The 16,597-nt window shown below is 71.7% G+C and carries 17 protein-coding genes; 5 read left to right on the top strand and 12 right to left on the bottom strand.

Going from position 1 to position 16,597, the window contains the following annotated elements:
- Position 1 precedes the first annotated feature (1 nt).
- From JIG36_RS25005 to JIG36_RS24990, 4 genes are read right to left on the bottom strand one after another with little or no spacing between them, the layout of a single operon-like run.
- Entirely contained in the window at positions 2-550 is a 549-nt protein-coding gene (locus JIG36_RS25005) for a TetR/AcrR family transcriptional regulator (RefSeq protein WP_203378833.1), read from the bottom strand.
- Between the two features lie 23 nt (positions 551-573).
- The gene (locus JIG36_RS25000) at positions 574-1,479 is read right to left on the bottom strand and encodes an NADP-dependent oxidoreductase (protein ID WP_203378832.1); all 906 of its coding nucleotides are present in this window, start codon (positions 1,477-1,479) and stop codon (positions 574-576) included.
- Positions 1,480-1,526: 47 nt separating this feature from the next.
- Complete coding sequence (locus tag JIG36_RS24995; RefSeq protein WP_203378831.1) at positions 1,527-3,368, bottom strand: PAS domain-containing hybrid sensor histidine kinase/response regulator; 1,842 nt, start codon at positions 3,366-3,368, stop codon at positions 1,527-1,529.
- Positions 3,365-4,390, bottom strand: coding sequence for a PAS domain-containing sensor histidine kinase (locus JIG36_RS24990; protein ID WP_203378830.1), 1,026 nt, complete (start codon positions 4,388-4,390; stop codon positions 3,365-3,367). Before JIG36_RS24990 ends, JIG36_RS24995 begins: the two co-directional genes overlap by 4 nt.
- A 143-nt stretch (positions 4,391-4,533) precedes the next feature.
- On the opposite strand from JIG36_RS24990, the gene JIG36_RS24985 reads away from it, so the two are divergent.
- Entirely contained in the window at positions 4,534-6,321 is a 1,788-nt protein-coding gene (locus JIG36_RS24985) for an L-lactate permease (RefSeq protein WP_203378829.1), read from the top strand.
- On the opposite strand, the gene JIG36_RS24980 is transcribed toward JIG36_RS24985, so the two are convergent.
- Both JIG36_RS24980 and JIG36_RS24975 read right to left on the bottom strand, forming a co-directional pair.
- Positions 6,254-8,179, bottom strand: a complete 1,926-nt coding sequence (locus tag JIG36_RS24980; protein WP_203378828.1) for a CHAT domain-containing protein — start codon at positions 8,177-8,179, stop codon at positions 6,254-6,256. The two genes, JIG36_RS24985 and JIG36_RS24980, sit on opposite strands and share 68 nt — an antisense overlap.
- A gap of 1 nt (position 8,180) precedes the next feature.
- Complete coding sequence (locus JIG36_RS24975; protein ID WP_203378827.1) at positions 8,181-8,897, bottom strand: hypothetical protein; 717 nt, start codon at positions 8,895-8,897, stop codon at positions 8,181-8,183.
- A gap of 158 nt (positions 8,898-9,055) precedes the next feature.
- Here JIG36_RS24975 and JIG36_RS24970 point away from each other — a divergent pair, with 158 nt between their 5' ends.
- Both JIG36_RS24970 and JIG36_RS24965 read left to right on the top strand, forming a co-directional pair.
- A complete protein-coding gene (locus JIG36_RS24970) occupies positions 9,056-9,880 on the top strand; it encodes a S1 family peptidase (protein ID WP_203378826.1) in 825 nt (274 codons plus the stop codon).
- 114 nt (positions 9,881-9,994) lie between these two features.
- Positions 9,995-10,630 (top strand): C39 family peptidase, encoded by a 636-nt coding sequence (locus JIG36_RS24965; RefSeq protein ID WP_203378825.1) that lies wholly within the window; start codon positions 9,995-9,997, stop codon positions 10,628-10,630.
- A gap of 10 nt (positions 10,631-10,640) precedes the next feature.
- Here the strand turns inward: JIG36_RS24965 and JIG36_RS24960 are convergent, their stop codons facing one another.
- The 6 genes from JIG36_RS24960 to JIG36_RS24935 form a co-directional block, all read right to left on the bottom strand.
- On the bottom strand, positions 10,641-11,024 hold the full coding sequence (locus JIG36_RS24960) for a VOC family protein (protein ID WP_203378824.1): 384 nt from the start codon (positions 11,022-11,024) through the stop codon (positions 10,641-10,643).
- Positions 11,025-11,034: 10 nt separating this feature from the next.
- Entirely contained in the window at positions 11,035-11,820 is a 786-nt protein-coding gene (locus tag JIG36_RS24955) for a hypothetical protein (RefSeq protein ID WP_203378823.1), read from the bottom strand.
- 87 nt (positions 11,821-11,907) lie between these two features.
- On the bottom strand, positions 11,908-12,219 hold the full coding sequence (locus tag JIG36_RS24950) for a hypothetical protein (protein WP_203378822.1): 312 nt from the start codon (positions 12,217-12,219) through the stop codon (positions 11,908-11,910).
- Between the two features lie 51 nt (positions 12,220-12,270).
- Complete coding sequence (locus JIG36_RS24945; RefSeq protein WP_203378821.1) at positions 12,271-12,726, bottom strand: permease-like cell division protein FtsX; 456 nt, start codon at positions 12,724-12,726, stop codon at positions 12,271-12,273.
- 50 nt (positions 12,727-12,776) lie between these two features.
- Positions 12,777-13,754: a polysaccharide deacetylase family protein gene (locus JIG36_RS24940; RefSeq protein ID WP_203378820.1), complete on the bottom strand. Its 978-nt coding sequence runs from the start codon at positions 13,752-13,754 to the stop codon at positions 12,777-12,779.
- Positions 13,755-13,920: 166 nt separating this feature from the next.
- Positions 13,921-15,129: a YncE family protein gene (locus JIG36_RS24935; protein ID WP_236048204.1), complete on the bottom strand. Its 1,209-nt coding sequence runs from the start codon at positions 15,127-15,129 to the stop codon at positions 13,921-13,923.
- A 132-nt stretch (positions 15,130-15,261) separates the two neighbouring features.
- On the opposite strand from JIG36_RS24935, the gene JIG36_RS52195 reads away from it, so the two are divergent.
- Positions 15,262-15,795 carry an RNA polymerase sigma factor gene (locus JIG36_RS52195; protein WP_307872905.1) on the top strand — a complete coding sequence of 178 codons (534 nt, stop codon included), beginning with the start codon at positions 15,262-15,264 and terminating at the stop codon, positions 15,793-15,795.
- The gene (locus JIG36_RS24925; protein ID WP_203378817.1) at positions 15,788-16,516 is read left to right on the top strand and encodes a hypothetical protein; all 729 of its coding nucleotides are present in this window, start codon (positions 15,788-15,790) and stop codon (positions 16,514-16,516) included. The genes JIG36_RS52195 and JIG36_RS24925 overlap by 8 nt, the downstream gene beginning before the upstream one ends.
- Positions 16,517-16,597: the final 81 nt, after the last annotated feature.

Here is a 16,597-nt window from a genome sequence, read left to right as displayed (position 1 = left end):
GTCAGTGACGGCCGCTCTGAAGGATGTCCAGGGCGACGGCGACCGCCGCTTCGGGATCGGCCGACTCGGCATCGGCCGACGCGGCGACCTGGAACGTCGTCAGCGCCATCCGCACCCGCAGGCGCTCCTCCGGCCCGGCGTCCCCCGGCGCGAGCGCCTGGACGAGCGACCGGGTGGCGTCGCGGACCTCGGCTCCGATCGGCAGGTCGCGGATCTCGGCGTAGTTCTGACGCACCAGCAGGACGAAGCCGGAACCCCACTGCTCCTGGAACGCGGCGTAGCGGCGCAGCAGCTCCTCCTGGTCGTCCGCGGTCAGCGGCTGCCTGACCGCGGCGTCGGCGGCCAGCGCGGCGACACCGTCGGCGTAGCCGCGCAGGAGAGCGGTGAGGATCTCCGGTTTGGTGCGGAAGTGGAAGTACACCGCGGCCTTGGTGACCCCGAGCCGCTCGGCGATCTCGCGCAGCGACGTGACCTGGTAGCCCTGGCCGGCGAAGAGATCCAGGGCGACGGCGAGGATGCGCTCCCGGGTGTCGGTGCGCCGGTTGTCCATCGGGACCCTCTCTCGGGGACGACCTACGGGATCAGGACGTGCTTGCCGCGGGCCTGTCCCGAGCGGCTGACCGCCACGGGTTCCCGCCAGTGCTCCAGAGGGTAGGTGGCGGCGACCGGCATGGTGAACTGCCCCCGGGCCGCCAGCTCGGCGTGTTCGCCGAGCACGTCATAGCGCATGTCCATGCCGGTGCTGCGCACGCCGAACTCCCGCAGCGCGGCGAAGTCGGTCGCGGTGACGATGTGGGTGGGGTCGGTGACGGTGGTCAGCAGCTCCGGCATGGTCCCGGCGGGCGCGCTGTCGAAGACGAGGTCGACCGGTCCGCCGGCCCAGGACGTCACCCGCTCGCCCAGGCCCTCGCCGTATGCGACGACCTCGGCCCCGGCCTTGTTCAGCAGGCCGGCGAAGGTGGTGCCGGCGCTGGCGACGACCCGGGCGCCGAGCCGCACGGCGATCTGGGCGGCGGCGAGACCGATCGTGGTGCCGGCCCCGCTGATCAGCACCTTCCGGCCGGCGACGTCACCCAGGGCGGCGATGCCGCGGTAGGCGGTCTCGACCGCCATCGGCAGTGCGGCCGCCTCCGCCGCGCCCAACCCGGCCGGTCGCGGGAACCAGGCGGCCATCAGGGCCTGGTCGGCGGCGCCGGCCGAGGGGCCGGTGTAGACGGAGGGGCCGAGGACGGGGTCGCCGAGCCGGACATCGGTGACGCCGGGGCCGATCGCATCGACGGTGCCGGAGACCTCGAGGCCGATGCCGCGGGGCAGGACCCCGGTGTGCAGGCCGCCGCAGATGGCCCAGTCGGCCGGGGTCAGCCCGCAGGCCTCGACTGTGATCCGGATCTGGCCGGGGCCGGGCTCGGGGGCCGTCACCTGGTCGAGCTGGAGGACGTCGGCCGGATCGCCGTAGGAGTGGAATCGGAGTGCTCGCATACAACTAGCTTGCCGACCGGCTAGCTATCTCGTCAAGGTGATGGGGGTTACGGGAGCACCCGGTGCATCGCGCTCAGCAGGTGGTCGGTCTGGAACGGCTTGTGCAGCAGCGGGGCGTCGGCCGGCAGCTCCTGGCCGCCCGGGGCCGGGCCGCTCGTGTAGCCCGACATGAACAGCACCGGCAGGTCGGGGCGGGAACGGCGCAGTTCCGCGGCGAGCTGGGTGCCCGACATGCCGGGCATGATGATGTCGGTGACCAGCACGTCCATCGTCAGGTTCTCCTCGCGGCACAGGCGTAGTGCCTCGGCCGGGTCGGCCGCGGTCACCACCTCGTAGCCGGCCCGGCGCAGGATGCGGCCGACGATGTCGCGGACGCCGTCCTCGTCCTCGACCACCAGCACCTTGCCGCCGTGCGAACGGCGACGGACCAGAGTGGACGGTCGCGCGACCAGCTCGGCCGGGGGCAGGCTGATCCGCAGGGTCGTGCCGGCGCCGACGGTCGAGTCGAGGGAGATGGTGCCGCCGGCGTCGGTCACCACGCCGTACGCGGTGGCCAGGCCCAGACCCGTACCCCGGCCCCGGCCCTTGGTGGTGAAGAACGGCTCGAACGCCCGCGCCGCGACGGAAGCCTCCATGCCGCAGCCGGTGTCGGTCATGGACAGACCGACCTGGCCGGTGGTGCGCTCGACCTCGGTGGTCAGGGTCAGACGGCCGCCGTCGGGCATGGCGGCCCGGGCGTTCATGGCGGCGTTCATGACGACCTGTTCGAGCTTGTTGCGGTCCATCCGGACCGGCGGCAGGTCGAGCGACAGCATGGTGGTCAGCTCGATGTCGTCGCCCAGGGTGCGCGACAGCAGGCGCTGCATGTCGGTGGCGACCGCGTTCAGGTCCAGGGGTTCGGGGCGCGACGGTTCGAGACCGCTGAAGATGAGCAGCTGGCGGGTCAGGCCGCTGCCCCGGGCGGCCGCCTGTTCGATGGCCCGGGCGTCGGCGTGCAGCACGTGGTCGGAGCCCAGCTCCTCGGTGAGCATCACCGCGTACCCGGAGATGACGGCCAGGATGTTGTTGAAGTCGTGGGCGATGCCGCCGGCCAGCCGGCCCAGCGAGTCGAGCCGCTCGGCCTGGCGCAGCTGCTCCTCCATGCGCACCCGTTCGGTGATGTCGCGCAGGATCCCCTCGACCGCGACCGGCCGCCCGTCCGGCCCGGCGACCGCGTTGGCCCGCTGCTCGACCCAGGCCGGCCCGCCGGAGCGGTGCCGCCAGCGGATCGTCAGCGTGCCGGGCTGCTCGGACTGCCACGACCGTTCCAGCAGCGGGCGGTCCTCCGGCTCGACCAGCCGGAAGATCAGGGCCGGGTCGGCGTAGAACTCCTCGGGGGCGTGCCCGGTGATCGCCTCGACGGCCGAGCTGACGTACTCCATCGCGGGTTCGGGGCGCAGCCGGAACCGGAAGATCACGTCGTGCGCGTGCTCGGCCAGCAGCCGCAGGGCCTGTTCGGAGCGGCGGTGCGCGCGGCGTTCGGCGGCCTCGTGCAGTTCGCGCTGCACGGCGGGGGCGAGCCGGGCCAGCCTGTCCTTGAGCACGAAGTCACGGGCGCCGGCGCGCATCAGGTCGACCGCCACCTCCTCGCCGACCTGGCCCGAGACCAGCACGAACGGGAGGTCGGAGTCGTGCTCGCGGACCTGGGCGAGCACATCCTCGGCCCGTACGGAGGGAAGGTTGTAATCGCAGATGACCACATCGACGTGGTCCTCGGCGAGCGCCCGGGTCACCCCCTCGGCCGTCTCCTCGCGCGTCACCCGCACCCGCAGGCCGGCCCGGGTCAGGGAATGGCCGATCAGCACGGCGTCGTCGTCGTTGTCGTCCACAACGAGCACGGACGTCGTCATCGCGGCCCCCGGTCGCCGAGGTTGAACCGGATCGCCGCGCCTGCTCCCGGCTCCCCGGCGGCGTCGATCCGGCCGCCGTGCCGGGCGACGATGCGCTGCACGATGGCCAGCCCGATGCCGGTGCCGCCGAACTCGCCCGCGGGGTGCAGCCGCTGGAACGGGTCGAACATCCGGTTCGCGTGGCGCATGTCGAAGCCGGCGCCGTTGTCGCGCACCACGAAGTCGTCGTTCTCGGCGGTCACGCTGATCACCGCGTCGGGCCGCTTTGAGGTGAACTTGTACGCGTTGCCCAGCAGGTTCTGCAGCACCAGCCGGATCAGGTGCGGGTCGCCGTGCGCGAGCAGCCCGTCGGCGATGTCGAACCGCACGTCCCGGCCCGGACCGGAGGCGACCAGGTCGGCCGCCACCTCGCGGGCCAGGGCGCTCACGTCGGCCGGTTCCCGGCGCAGCTGCGACCGGTCGGCCCGGGACAGCTCCAGCAGCGCGTCGAACATGTGGGTCATCCGCTCGACGTTGGCCTGGATGCGCTCGAGGTAGCGGCGGGCCTCCTCGCTCAGGCCGTCGGCGTGCTCCTCGAGCAGGATCTGGCTGTAGCCGTCGAGGCTGCGCAGCGGCGCGCGCAGGTCGTGCGAGACCGAGTAGGACAGCGCGTCCAGCTCCTCGGCCCGCCTGCGCTCGCTGTCGTCCAGGGAGAAGCCGCCGACCGCGTACGCCCGTCCGTCGTCGCCCCGCAGCGGGAACTTCACGGTGCTGCCACCGGCGACCCGCTCGTCCACCCGGATCGGCTCGCCGCGCTCGAGCGCCGCCAGGTCGTCGGCGCGCAACTGGTCGGCCACCGGCGCCGGGAACAGGTCGTGGTCGGTGCGTCCCACGACCTCGTCGCGCCGCCGGCCGGTCTGGCGCTCGAACTCGTGGTTGACCAGCAGGTAGCGCCCCTGGCGGTCGCGCAGCGAGATCGCCGCGGGGAAGTGGTCGACGAGCGCCATGAGCTGCTCGGGCCCGGCCGTGGTGCCGGTGCTCATCGTGACCTCACCGCTCCGACCGTACTGAACAAACGCCCCAAATGTGAGTGTTTTCCGGGTTGGGTGCTCAAGATGCGCGCGGGCGGCGGCGGGGCGACCATGGCGTTCCGGGCATCAAATATCGATCCTCCTGGATGGCGATCATGTTTGATCAGTTCCAGATCGTGACGGACCCCGTCGGTGACTCGGTCGCCGTCTCCGCCCTCTTCGCCGTGCTCCCGCTGCTCACCCTGTTCGTGCTGCTCGGTGTGCTGCGCATGCGGGCCTGGCTGGCGGGGGTGATCTCGCTCGCGGTGGCCCTGGTGGTGGCCGTCGCCGTCTATGCCATGCCGGCCGGTCAGGCCCTGCTCTCGGCCACCGAGGGCGCCGCCTTCGGCTTCTTCCCGATCCTGTGGATCGTCATCAACGCCATCTGGGTCTACAACCTGACCGTCGTCAGCGGCCACTTCGACGTGCTGCGCCGCTCGATGGAACGGGTCAGCCCCGACATGCGCGTCCAAGCCGTGATCGTCGCCTTCTGCTTCGGGGCGCTGCTGGAGGCGCTCGCGGGCTTCGGCACGCCGGTGGCGGTGACCGTGGTGATGCTGATGGCACTGGGCTTCCGGCCGATCAAGGCGGCGGCCGTGGCGCTCATCGCCAACACCGCGCCGGTCGCGTTCGGCGCCTTGGCCACCCCGATCACCACCCTCGGCACGGTGACCGCGGGCGCGGCCGACGATCCACGACTCAACACCGACACGCTCGGTGCGATGGTCGGGCGGCAGACCCCCGTCCTGGCCGTGGTCGTGCCCCTCGTCCTGGTCGCGGTGATCGACGGCAAGCGGGGCGTACGGCAGACCTGGCCGGTCGCTCTCGTGGCGGGCGTGGTCTTCGCGGGCGCGCAGTTCGCCGCGTCCAACTACATCTCGGTGCCGCTGACCGACATCATCGCGGCGCTGCTCGCGGCGGCCGCCGTCATGCTGCTGCTCCGCGGATGGCGGCCGGTCGAGACGCCCGATCTGTCCGCCCGGGCCGATACCGGGTCTTCGCCGGGCCGGGCCGATTCTTCACCGGGCCGGGCCGGCAACGAGCCGGGCCGGGCCGACAACGAGCCGGGCCGGGCCGACAACGAGCCGGGCCGGGCCGACGGCGAGCTGCCGAAACCGAGTGGCGTCGCGGTGGAGGCCCGGCGTGACACCGCGGCTGAGGTGCTGCGCGCCTACGCCCCGTACCTCGTCATCATCGTGATCTTCTCGATCGTGAACCTGGGCCCGGTCAAGGCCGCCCTGGCCGAAGAGCCGTGGACGGTGGCGTTCGGCTGGCCCGGCCTCGATGTGCTCGGCGCCAACGGCAAACCCCTGGCCTCCACCACGTTCACGCTCGGCTGGCTGCCGGCCGCGGGGACCTTGATGATCCTGGCCGGCATCCTCACCGCCGTCGTGCTGCGCGTCGCCCCGGGCCGGGCGGTGCGGGCCTACGGGCGTACGTACGTCGAACTGCGGCACGCCATCGTCACCGTGATGGCCGTGCTGGCCCTGGCCTACGTGCTCAACCAGTCGGGCCAGACCAACACGCTGGGCGAGTTCCTGGCCCAGGCCGGCGGCTTCTTCGTCTTCCTGGCCTCGATCCTGGGCTGGATCGGGGTCGCCGTGACCGGCTCCGACACCTCGGCCAACGCCCTGTTCGGGGCCCTGCAGGTGCAGACCGCGGCCAAGGCCGGGCTCGACCCGCTGCTGCTGGCCGCGGCCAACTCGTCGGGCGGCGTGCTCGGCAAGATGATCAGCCCGCAGAACCTGGCCATCGCCGCCTCGGCCGTCGGCATGGCCGGCAAGGAGGGCGACATCTTCCGCCGTGTGGTCGGCTGGAGCGTCGTCCTGCTGCTGGTCATGTGCGTTCTGGTGGCCCTGCAGGGAACGCCGGTGCTCGACTGGATGGTCCCGACAACGCCCTGAGCCGTTCCAGCAGCCGCGCGGCTTCGGCGGTCAGGTCGCCGCCGAAGCCCGGGAAATAGCCGTGCCCGGCCGTCCACCAGCGCAGGTAACGGCCGAACTGGCGGATCGTGGAGTCGACCGGGAACGGGTCGTCGGCCGGCCACTGGGCCCGGGTGCGGGTCACCAGCTCGGCCAGCTGCTCCTCGGCCTCGTCGAGGGCCCGGGTGCGCCCGGCGAACGGGGCCAGCAGCAGCAGCTCGGCCAGCGACCCGGGCGCCCAGGCGTCGTCGTCGGCCTCGGCGGCCTCGCGGGCGGCGTACCACTGGCCGACCCGTTCGATGCGACCGGTGAGTGCCGCCTCCAGCGACAGCGCCTGCACGCCGTGCCAGTGGTGGGACAGGTTGCGGGTGAAGCCCTGCAGATACCAGCGGCGGGCCTCGGACAGCTCGGCGCGGGCGGCGGCCTCCCACCGCTCACGGTCGGTCTCGCCGAGGCGGGCCCGGTGGAAAGCCAGCTCGGCGAACCTCTTCTGCGCGCTGCCGAGGATGCCGAGGTTCTCCAGACGGGCGGCGACGGCGGGCGCGGCCACCGTGCCCTCGACATAGCCCTTGAGCGACGCGATGCGCGAGCCCAGCTGCTCGGCCACCGTGTCGTACGCCCCGGCGTCGGTGATCCCCTCGTTGACGAGGCGGTCCGACCACAATTGCGCCGTACGCAACGAGGCCATCTCGGCCTGCATGGCGACCTCGTACAGCCGGTCCTGGTAATCCTCGGGCAGCTGCACATAGGCGACCAGGCTGGCCCAGTCGTGCGCGGTGTCGGCGCCCTCCCGATAGAGCTGGGTGCGCGTCGCGTGCAGCGCCTCCCGCACGTCGGCCCCGGCCAGCAGCGGGTGGTAGAAGCCCCGCGCGAACGTGTGCGACCCGGCGAAGGTCAGCGGGAACTGCGACGCCAGCACGACCGGCACCCCCGACACGTGCAGCGCGTGGGCCAGGCTGCCGCCGCCGGTGACGCTGTTCGACTCGTTGCCGCCGTCGCAGACCGCCAGCGTCACGACCACCGGGCTGGGCTCGATCGACTGGATCACCTCGCGCAGCATGTCGGGGGTGACCTCGGCCATCGACCGGTCGTCGTCGTCGAACAGGGCCACCCCGAACGCCGGCTCGAACCGGTCGCCGACGTCGCAGCCGTGGGCGAGCACGTGCAGATGGGTGTAGGGCCGGCCCTCGGCCGCGGCGGCCAGTGCGGCCGTGCGGATGCGGCTCAGGCTGGCCCGGTCGATCGTGGTGAGCATGCGGCGGTTGTCGCGTACGGCGTCGGCCAGCCCGGCCACCGGGAGCGGTTCGCTCCACGGTTTGAGCGCGTCGCGCAGCGCGGCCCGGTGCGCCTCGAGCGGCACCGGGCGGCCCGCGCCGGCCGGGGAGGCGGCCGCGAACAGCACCCGCGGTTTCGACCACCAGAGGTGACGCTCCCCGTGCAGGCCGGTGCGCACCCGGCGGGTCAGCACGAACGGCGGATCGGAGGCGGCGAAGACCGGCCGGCCCCCGGTGTCGACGGCCAGCTCGAACGGGAGCGCGCTGAGCTCGGCCGCGTTGGTCACCAGGTCGATCTGCACCGGTTCGGCCTCGGGCGCGCAGTCGCCGAGCACCTCGGTGACCACCCGGGAGAGCTGGTCGAGGGCGTCGTCGCGGCGGCCGGCGTCGTTCTCGACGGCGTAGCGCAGGTGGTCGAGCCGGCGCAGGAAGTCGCTGTGGGCGATCGGGATCCGCACCTCGGTGACCGGCTCGTTGCCGCGCGCCCGCAGGAACCGGTCGCCCCTCCGCAGCATGCCCGAGTTCTGGTCGTCGAAGCGGAAGAACTCGATCAGCTCGGAGCGCATCTCAGACGTCGTCCTCCAGATCGACCCCGGTATCGAACTCGACCTGGTCGTCCGTGCTGTCGGCCCGCAGCACGTCGGTGCTGCCGGTGAACAGCCGCAGCTTGAACAGCCGCAGCCCGACCACCCCGGACGCGCCGATCACCTCGAGCCCGGCCGCCCGCTCGCCCGAGAGCGTGATGCCGCCCTGCGCCTTGCCGAGCTCGAGCAGGTGCAGCACGTCGGCCGTGGCGCTCAGCTCGAACGCCGAATTCGCCTCGCGCGACGAGATGATGGTGCAGCCCTGACCCGCGTACGTCGAGAACACCACCCGGTATTTGCGGCGCCACCCCTCGGCTTTCCGGAGCGCCGCACCGACTCTGGCAACGTCCTCCATGGACTGGACGGTCAGCACGGGCGCGTCGATGTAGAACGAGTCCTTTGTGGAGAACTCGATGCGGATGGACGCCTCGAGGTCGACCTGCGGGATGTTCGGCACCTCGGCGCCGGCCAGGAAACGGGTGACACGCGTGCCGTCGGAACGGAAGCGCAGCTTGGTCGGCGCGCCGGTGGCGGGGGCGAACGTGACGCCGTACTCGGCGATGTTGCCCATCTTCACGAAGACGCCGTCGCTGATCACGCCGTAGTCGCCCAGCGCGAACGTGTTGGTCACGGGCATCCACGCGGCGTGCACGTCGAGCTCGGAATGCAGAACCTGGTTGAACTTCCGGGCCGTTCCCATGATCGCGCTCCCGCCCCCTCGGCCGATGTCGGTCCATGGTGGCCCGCGGAGGCAACCGGCACAACGGACCGTAGGTATGACCCGAATGCTATCGATTGACATCGATTAGTGGTGGTGCGAGGGTTCGGGCGTCGTCAGGTACCAGAAGGGACACCCCCATGCGCGTACGACGGTTCCTCGCAACCGCCGCGGCCACCTTCGCCGTCATCACCGGCGTCGCGGTCGCACCGGCCCCGGCCCAGGCGGTCGCCGCCACCACCCTCGCCAACACCATCGCGCTGAGCAACTGCTCGGCCTCGCTCGTGCGCTACCCGTCGTCGGTCAGCAGCGACCGGGCCATGATGCTCACCAACGGCCACTGCTACGAGGGCGGCTTTCTCAGCGCCGGCCAGGTGCTGCAGAACCGCACCTCGTCCCGCTCGGGCACGCTGCTCAACAGCACCGGCGGCGCCGTGGCCACGGTCCGGGCCGACCGCGTGCTCTACGCGACCATGACCGGCACCGACGTCACGCTCTACCGCCTGACGAGCACGTTCGCCACGCTGCAGAGCCGCTACGGCGCGACCGCGCTGACCATCGCGAGCAGCCGCCCGGCGGCCGGCACGACCATGTCGATCCCGTCCAGCTACTGGAAGCGGATCTGGAACTGCAAGATCGACGCTTTCGTCCCGCAGCTGCGCGAGGGCGAGTGGACGTGGAAGGACTCGATCCGCTACGACACCGCCTGCGACACCATCCACGGCACGTCCGGCTCCCCGATCGTCAGCGCCTCGACCGGCCAGATCATTGGGATCAACAACACCGGCAACGACGACGGCGAGCGCTGCACCCTCAACAACCCCTGTGAGGTCGCCGCTGACGGCACGATCACGGTTTCCCAGGGTCAGAGCTACGGCGAGCAGACCTACTGGTTCACAACGTGTCTGAGCGCCACGCGCACGATCGACCTGACGAAGTCGGGCTGCCTGCTCACCAAGCCCTGACCGGCGGCTAACTGTCTTCGGGGACAGCTGAGGCTTGGCCGGGGACAGATGGATGCGCAGGGTCGGTGGCGGCGGTCGAGGGGCCGCCGCCACCGACACCTGGAGGAACGCCCGATGAAGAGACGTACGTTGCTGACCGCGCCGCTGATCGGTGCGGCGGCCGGAGTCACCGGCGCGATCGCCACTGCGGCGCCGGCCTCCGCGGCCACCTACAAGGTCTCGGCCGTCTGGCAGGGGCAGCAGAACGGTTCCTGGTGCGGCCCGGCCGCCCTGCGCATGGCGATCTCGGTCCGCACCTCGTCGCTGCCCACGCAGAGCGCGATCGCATCCCGGATCGGCACCACGCTGTCGGCCGGCACCAACCGTTTCCAGATGCTCAACGGCATCAACCACTGGCTGGGCAGCCACCAGCTCGCGAACGTCGAGAGCCAGGGCGGTCTGAAGGCGTCGGTGGCGCTGCGGGAGCAGTACTGGCGGCGGCTCGAGAACAACATCGCCAACGGATTCGGCGTGCTCACCAACGTGGTCGTGCCGCGGAACAGCCCGTACAAGCCGCCGGGCTGGACCAACGACGACCCGGATCCGGTCGACCACTGGTTCATGGTCTACCGCGTCGAGACCACCCAGCGGATCGTCTACATCATCGACCCGGCGTCGGAGCGGCCCAAGTTCAACGCCAACCGTACGTACGGGATGCGCTTCGACCACCTGTGCCAGCTGGTGAACAAGGCCTATCTGTTCCGCTACTGATCGAGCCCGGTCAGGCGACGCAGAACTCGTTGCCCTCGGGGTCGAGCATCACCACGTTGCCCAGCTGGTCGCCGTAGTGCTCGGTGCGGACCTCGGTCGCGCCCGCGGCGACCAGCTCGGCCACCTTGGCGTGGATCAGGCGTTCGCGGTCGGCGGGATTCCACGGGGGCTCGCCGGCCACCCGGATGTCGATGTGCATGCGGTTCTTGGTCGTCTTGACCTCGGGCACCCGCAGGAAACCGATCGCCGGGCCGTGGCCCTCGGGGTCGACGATCGAGGCGCCGTCGGGCTCGTCGTAGCCGGGTTCCGGGACATAGCCCAGAGCCTGCGCCCAGAAGGCGGCCAGCCGGTGCGGATCGGAAGCGTCGCCGCCAAGCGTCCAGTGCATGGCCATACGCCGCACCTTAGTGCCAGACGGCGGCCACCGCAGGCTCGCTCGTGGCGGTCGTGACCGACATGCGGGCGGGCAGCAGGCGGCGGAGCTCGGCGGCGCGACCGGCCGCGATCCAGGACTCCTGGCGCAGGCTGTCGCTGGTGCGGCGGGCCAGCGTGGCGTCGTGCCGGGCGGCGGCCTCGGCCTCGACGGCCCGCTCGTAGCGGTCCCGCAGGTGGCCGGCCGCGGCCGTGAAGACCACCAGCTCCTGCTCCAGCGGGTGCAGGCGGGCGTCCCAGCCGGCCCGGCCGGCCAGCGCGTCGGCGACCGCGGCAGCCGGCAGCCAGCCGTTGTCGGCCGCGGTGCGGACGGCCTTGTGCAGGAAGCGTTCCCGGGCCGCGTACTCGGTCGGGGTCTGCGCGCTCCACGGGGTGCCGAAGACCGCCGCCGCGCGTCGCACCCGCAGCCGGGCGTCCGCGTCGAGCCACGCCTGCCACGCCTCGGTCACCTCGTCCGAGGCCGTCTCCCATCGCTCGTGCCACCGCCCGGCGGCCAGCGCGGCCCGGTCGGCGGCGACCCGCACCTCCTCGGCGAACTGGGTCGCGGCCAGCGCCTCCAGGGCGAGCTCGCGGCGCTTCTCACCCCGGCCGGCCGGCAGCCGCAGATAGCGGGCCAGCGTGCGCAGCAGTTCGCCCGGGTTGCGCATCGCCTCGGGGCTGGCCAGCAGCAGCACGGCCGGCAGGGTGAGGATCCACAGGGTGGCCCAGATGGCGGCGGGGGCGGGGGTTTCCAGCAGCATTTCGGCAACAACGTTCATCGTCAGGTGGTCCTGTTCGCTCGCAAAGTCCGCATGGGTGAAGGAGGACGGCGACCACCCGACGACCGGACGGTCGTCAGCGGATGGTCAGGCGAGAGCGAACGGCGGTGCGCGGGACCCGTGGATCCCGGCGGTGACCTGAGCGGAGAGGTTGCGGGTGCGGTCGGCGACAGGAACGCCGGGCGTACGCGCGGAGGCCGCGTCCGGCGACACGATGTCGTCCGGAGTGTCGGCAGTGGACCCTGCGGTGGCGGATGCCGTGGGGGAGCTGATGCTGTGGGTGACCCCGGCGGCGATCGGAACGGCGATCTGCTGGGGCGCGGCGAAACCGAGCGTCAGCAGCAGGAGCAGGGCAGGCAACGATCGCAGCAGAGCGCCGCGTAGAGAGATCGTTGCCATGTCGCTAATGTACAGATTTGGTAACGAAGGCCGGGGACGCCACTCCGGAGATCATTTTTCCTGCTTGTCGAGCACCTCGGGACACTCGTCGATCTCGAGGCAGCCCCAGACGACCTCCGAGACCCCGGACTGGACCTTGAGCTGGAAGGCCTCCTTGCTGTCGCGGGCGGCGCGCAGGAAGTCGGCGTCGGGCACGTACGCCTTGAACAGTTGCGGCATCGACTCGGGCCCGACGCTGGGCTTCTGCCCGATGGCCTTCTCGGCCTCGGCGTAGAACTCCTCGCGGGTCTGGAACTTCACGTTGACCACGTGCGGCACCCGCTTGATGTAGACCTCGGCCGCCGCCTTCTGCTGCTCGGTCGCGTCGACCTTCAGGATGACGATGAACCGGGGTTCCTTGTTGATCAGGGCGTCGAGGCGTTCCTGATCGGATTCGCCGAACAGGCCGCAGCCCGTGAGGCCGGTGACGAGGGACAGGGCGACGAGAGCGGGCACCAGACGACGCACGGGCCGGACTTTACAAGGCTCTGCCCGGCCCGTGTGTCCATCGATGCTCCTCAGGCCGCCCGGCAGCTCAGCGACGGCCACGTCCAGTTGCCGCCGTGCTGGATCGTGAAGCCGAACGTATTGCCGTTGCCGTTGGGGCGCGCGGTCATCACCAGGCCGGTGTTGTCCCAGCTCACCGACGTGTTCCAGGTCGCGATGACACGCTGCGGCGAGCGCAGGGTCACGGTGACGACCCAGTTGCTCGTGCCGCTCACGCTCACCGAGCCGTTGAAACGGTCGGCCCATTGCTGCCCGGCCGTGTAGGTCGTGGTGCACGAACCTCCGGTGGGCGGGGGAGTAGTGGTGCCGCCGGGGGCGACCGCCCGGCCGGTCGAGGCCGAGATCGTGCCGGCGCACAGGCCGCGCGAGGCCAGCCCGGCCGCGATCTGCGGGACGGCCGCGATGGTGGTCGCGTAGTTGTCGTGCATGAGGATCAGTTGCCCGTTGGTCAGCGTCGAGGCCGCCTGCACGATCTGCGCGGTGCTCGCGCCGTTCCAGTCCTGCGAGTCGACGTCCCAGGTCACGGTGCGCAACCCGAGCGCCGAGGCGGCCGACTGCAGGGTCGCGTTGGTTTCCCCGTACGGAGGCCGGAAGATCGTCGGTGTGCCGCCGCCCGCGTTGCGGATCGCCGTCTGGGTGCGCGACAGCTCGGACGACATCGCGGCCTGGCTCAGCGTGAGCATGTGCGGATGGGTGTAGCTGTGGTTCGCGATCCACATGCCGGCCGAGACCTGGGCCGCGACGAGGCCGGGATTGGCCGCCGCGTTCTGGCCGGTGTTGAACATCGTGGCCCGCAATCCGTTGCTGCGCAACGCGTTCAGCAGCTGATTGGTGGTGCTCGGGTTGGGCCCGTCGTCGTAGGTCAGGCCGACGTAGCCGTTGCTGCAGGCGGCGGGGGCGGCGCCGGCGGCCGGGGTCGTCAGGGGGAGCGCGATGGCGCCGGCCACGGCCACGAGCGCGGCCGTGGCGGTCAACAGGAGCGACTTCATGGGGATTCACCTTCACCTATGTCGGAGAGGGGGATCGCCCGCCGGTGGAAGCGGGCGCACGCTCCATATTGGGAGCGTTCCCAAGGTGAGTCAACCGCTAAGTTCCGGAAAACTTACGCCTGATGAAAGCGGCCTGTAAGGCACGCATTGCATCGAAACTTTCGGATCAGCGGACGGAAAGTATCTCGGTCAGACCGGCGACCGGAACGCGGCCGGCGAGGGCACCCGACGCGGCGTCCAGCCAGTACGCTTCGTCGGTGCCGCCCGCATAGAGGCGTGACCCGTCCGGGCTGAGCCGCAGCCCGCGCGCGGGCGAGGGCAGCGTCCACGTGCCGAGCACCTGGTCGGAGCCGCGGTCCAGCACGTGCACGGTGCCGCCGTCGGCCGCGAGCACCCGGCCGGGTGCGTCGAGGGCCAGGCTCGCGACCCCGCGACCGGCCGGGATCCGGGCTACCCGCTGCACCTCCAGCGTCTCGGCGTCCGCGTGCAGAACCGTGCCGGACGCGGTGTCCAGCACCGAGATCTGCGACCGGTCCACGGCCAGCGCATGCCCCTCGGCCGGCCCTTGGCCGAACGGGTCGGGCAGGTCGAGGCAGTACGCCCACCGCTCGCTCAGATGCAGCACGTGGACGAACGCGTGCACGTGGCTGCGGGTGCCGGTGAGCAGGTTGCGGGTGTGCTGGTGGTCGGGCTGGTGGGTGTAGAGCGTGTACAGCGTCTGCCGTTCCCGCGAGTAGACCGCCTGCCGGCCCCGCCCCCGCATCTGCTCCTCGGCCCCCGTCGGCACCGGCTGCTTGTCCCGCGTGAAGAGCGGATAGACCTGGCCGTCGTTGAGATCCAGCATCCGTACGCGATAGGTCTCGGGCGCCCCGGCCGGGAGCCAGTCGAGAACGAAGAGGCCCTGGCCGTCGGCGGTGAACGCGTCCGGCTCGACGCATCCCGGCAGATGGACCTTGCGCGGCCCGCCCGGCCCGATCACCAGCAGGGGCGACGTGGTGCGACCGGTGGGCGGCTCGGCCGGCGGGGTCGGCGCGAGCACGCACGCGTTTCCGGACTCGGCGACCACCCGGGGCACCCATCCATCCCCGATCACCTGTTTCACCAGGGGTGCCCCGGTCGTCGCGTCCACCCGGGCCAGGCCTTCGGCGCCGTCGAGGGCGTACGCGATCTGTCCGTCCCGGCTGAGCACCGACCGGGCGCCGAGGGGCCGCGACTCGGCGCCGGAGAGGCGGACGACACCGTTCGGGCCGGAGGCGAGCAGCACGTCGGGAACCGTGGCGGTCACGGCGGCGGCCTTCGGTTCGCGGCAACCGGCCAGGGCGGAGGCGGCGAGCACGCCACCGGAGAGGGCGAGGAACGAGCGGCGTGTGGTCATGCTCTGGTGACACCGTGGATCCGGGACAGGTTCCGGGAACCTTTCCGCGCCGGACGGTGTCAGTGCAGTGTCGGTGCGGAGGTAAGGGAGCCGGGGCTGAGAAGGGCCATCGAGATCGACGACGCGACGGCGGTGAGCCGGGCACGGCAGGGCGACCGGGAGGCGTACGAAACCCTGGTCGCTCGCTACACCGTGCCCGCGCACCGGGCCGCCGTGCTGCTCGGCGCGGGGGACGACGCCGACGACGTGGTGCAGGAGGCGTTGGTGAAGGCGTACCGGCAGTTGTCGCGCTACCGCGGCGAGTCCGGCTTCCGCCCGTGGCTGCTCGCCATCGTGGCCAACGAGACCCGCAACCTGCACCGCTCACGGCGCCGCCGGGACGGTCTGGCCCTGCGCGCCGCCGTGGCGACCGAACCCCTTCCCGACGAGCCCGACCCGGCCGACACCGTGATGGCCCACGAGCGCCGGCAACGCCTGGTCGACCAGCTGCGGCTGCTCGGCGAGCGCGACCGCGACGTGCTGGTCTGCCGCTTCCTGCTCGACCTGAGCGAGCAGGAGACGGCGGCGGCGCTGGGCGTGCCCAAGGGGACCGTGAAGTCGCGGACGGCGCGGGCGCTGGCCCGGCTGCGGGAACAGCTGCGAGCCGAGGAGGTGCCGGGTGTCTGACCGCGACGACGACCTGGTCACCGAGCTACGCGACCTCGGCGCCTGGCTGTCCGTGCCCGCGGCGGCCGACCAGCGCGCCGCCGTGCGTGCCCGGATCGCTTCCCCCGTACCGCGTAAGCCCCGCTGGCGCCTCTGGCTGGCCTCGGCCCTGGCGGCGCTGGCCGTGACCGTGACCGCCGTCGAACCGGCCCGCGCCGCCGTCGTCGACGCGGTCGTGCAGGTGCTCCAGGTGGCCGGCATCGAGGTGCGCCGGTCCGCCCAGCCGGCCCCGCCCGCCCCGACTCCGAGCCCGCTTCCGTCGACCGGGTCGGTCACGTTGGAGCAGGCACGGCAGCGCGCGCCTTTCGCCGTACGGATGCCGGCCACGCTCGGCCCGCCCGAACGTGTGGAGATCGCCGATCCGGATCCGTCCGGCGTGCCCCGGGTGGTCAGCGCGGTCTATCGCGGCGGCGCGGTGCGGTTCGACCAGTTCGCGGGCTCCGCGGCCATGTATTTCAAGCAGGCCACCGATGCCCAGTGGGTCGACCTCGGCGGCGACATGGCCATCTGGCTGCCGGAACCGCACACGTTGACCTACATCGACCGGGCCGGCGAGGAGCGTGCGGCCACGGCCCGGCTCGCCACACCCACGTTGCTCTGGGAGCGCGGCTCGGTGACCTACCGGCTCGAGGGGTTCACCAGTCTCGAGGAGGCGAAGGCAACAGCCCTGTCACTCGGCTGAAATCGACGCCTGTCCACATCGCGCCATGTCGCCTCTGCGGCACGGCGAACATCTCCCGGCCGTCCATCGACCGACTTCAGA

Source organism: Paractinoplanes ovalisporus (genome assembly GCF_016834655.1).
GTDB lineage: Bacteria > Actinomycetota > Actinomycetes > Mycobacteriales > Micromonosporaceae > Actinoplanes > Actinoplanes ovalisporus.
This window is presented reverse-complemented; position numbering and strand designations above follow the sequence as displayed.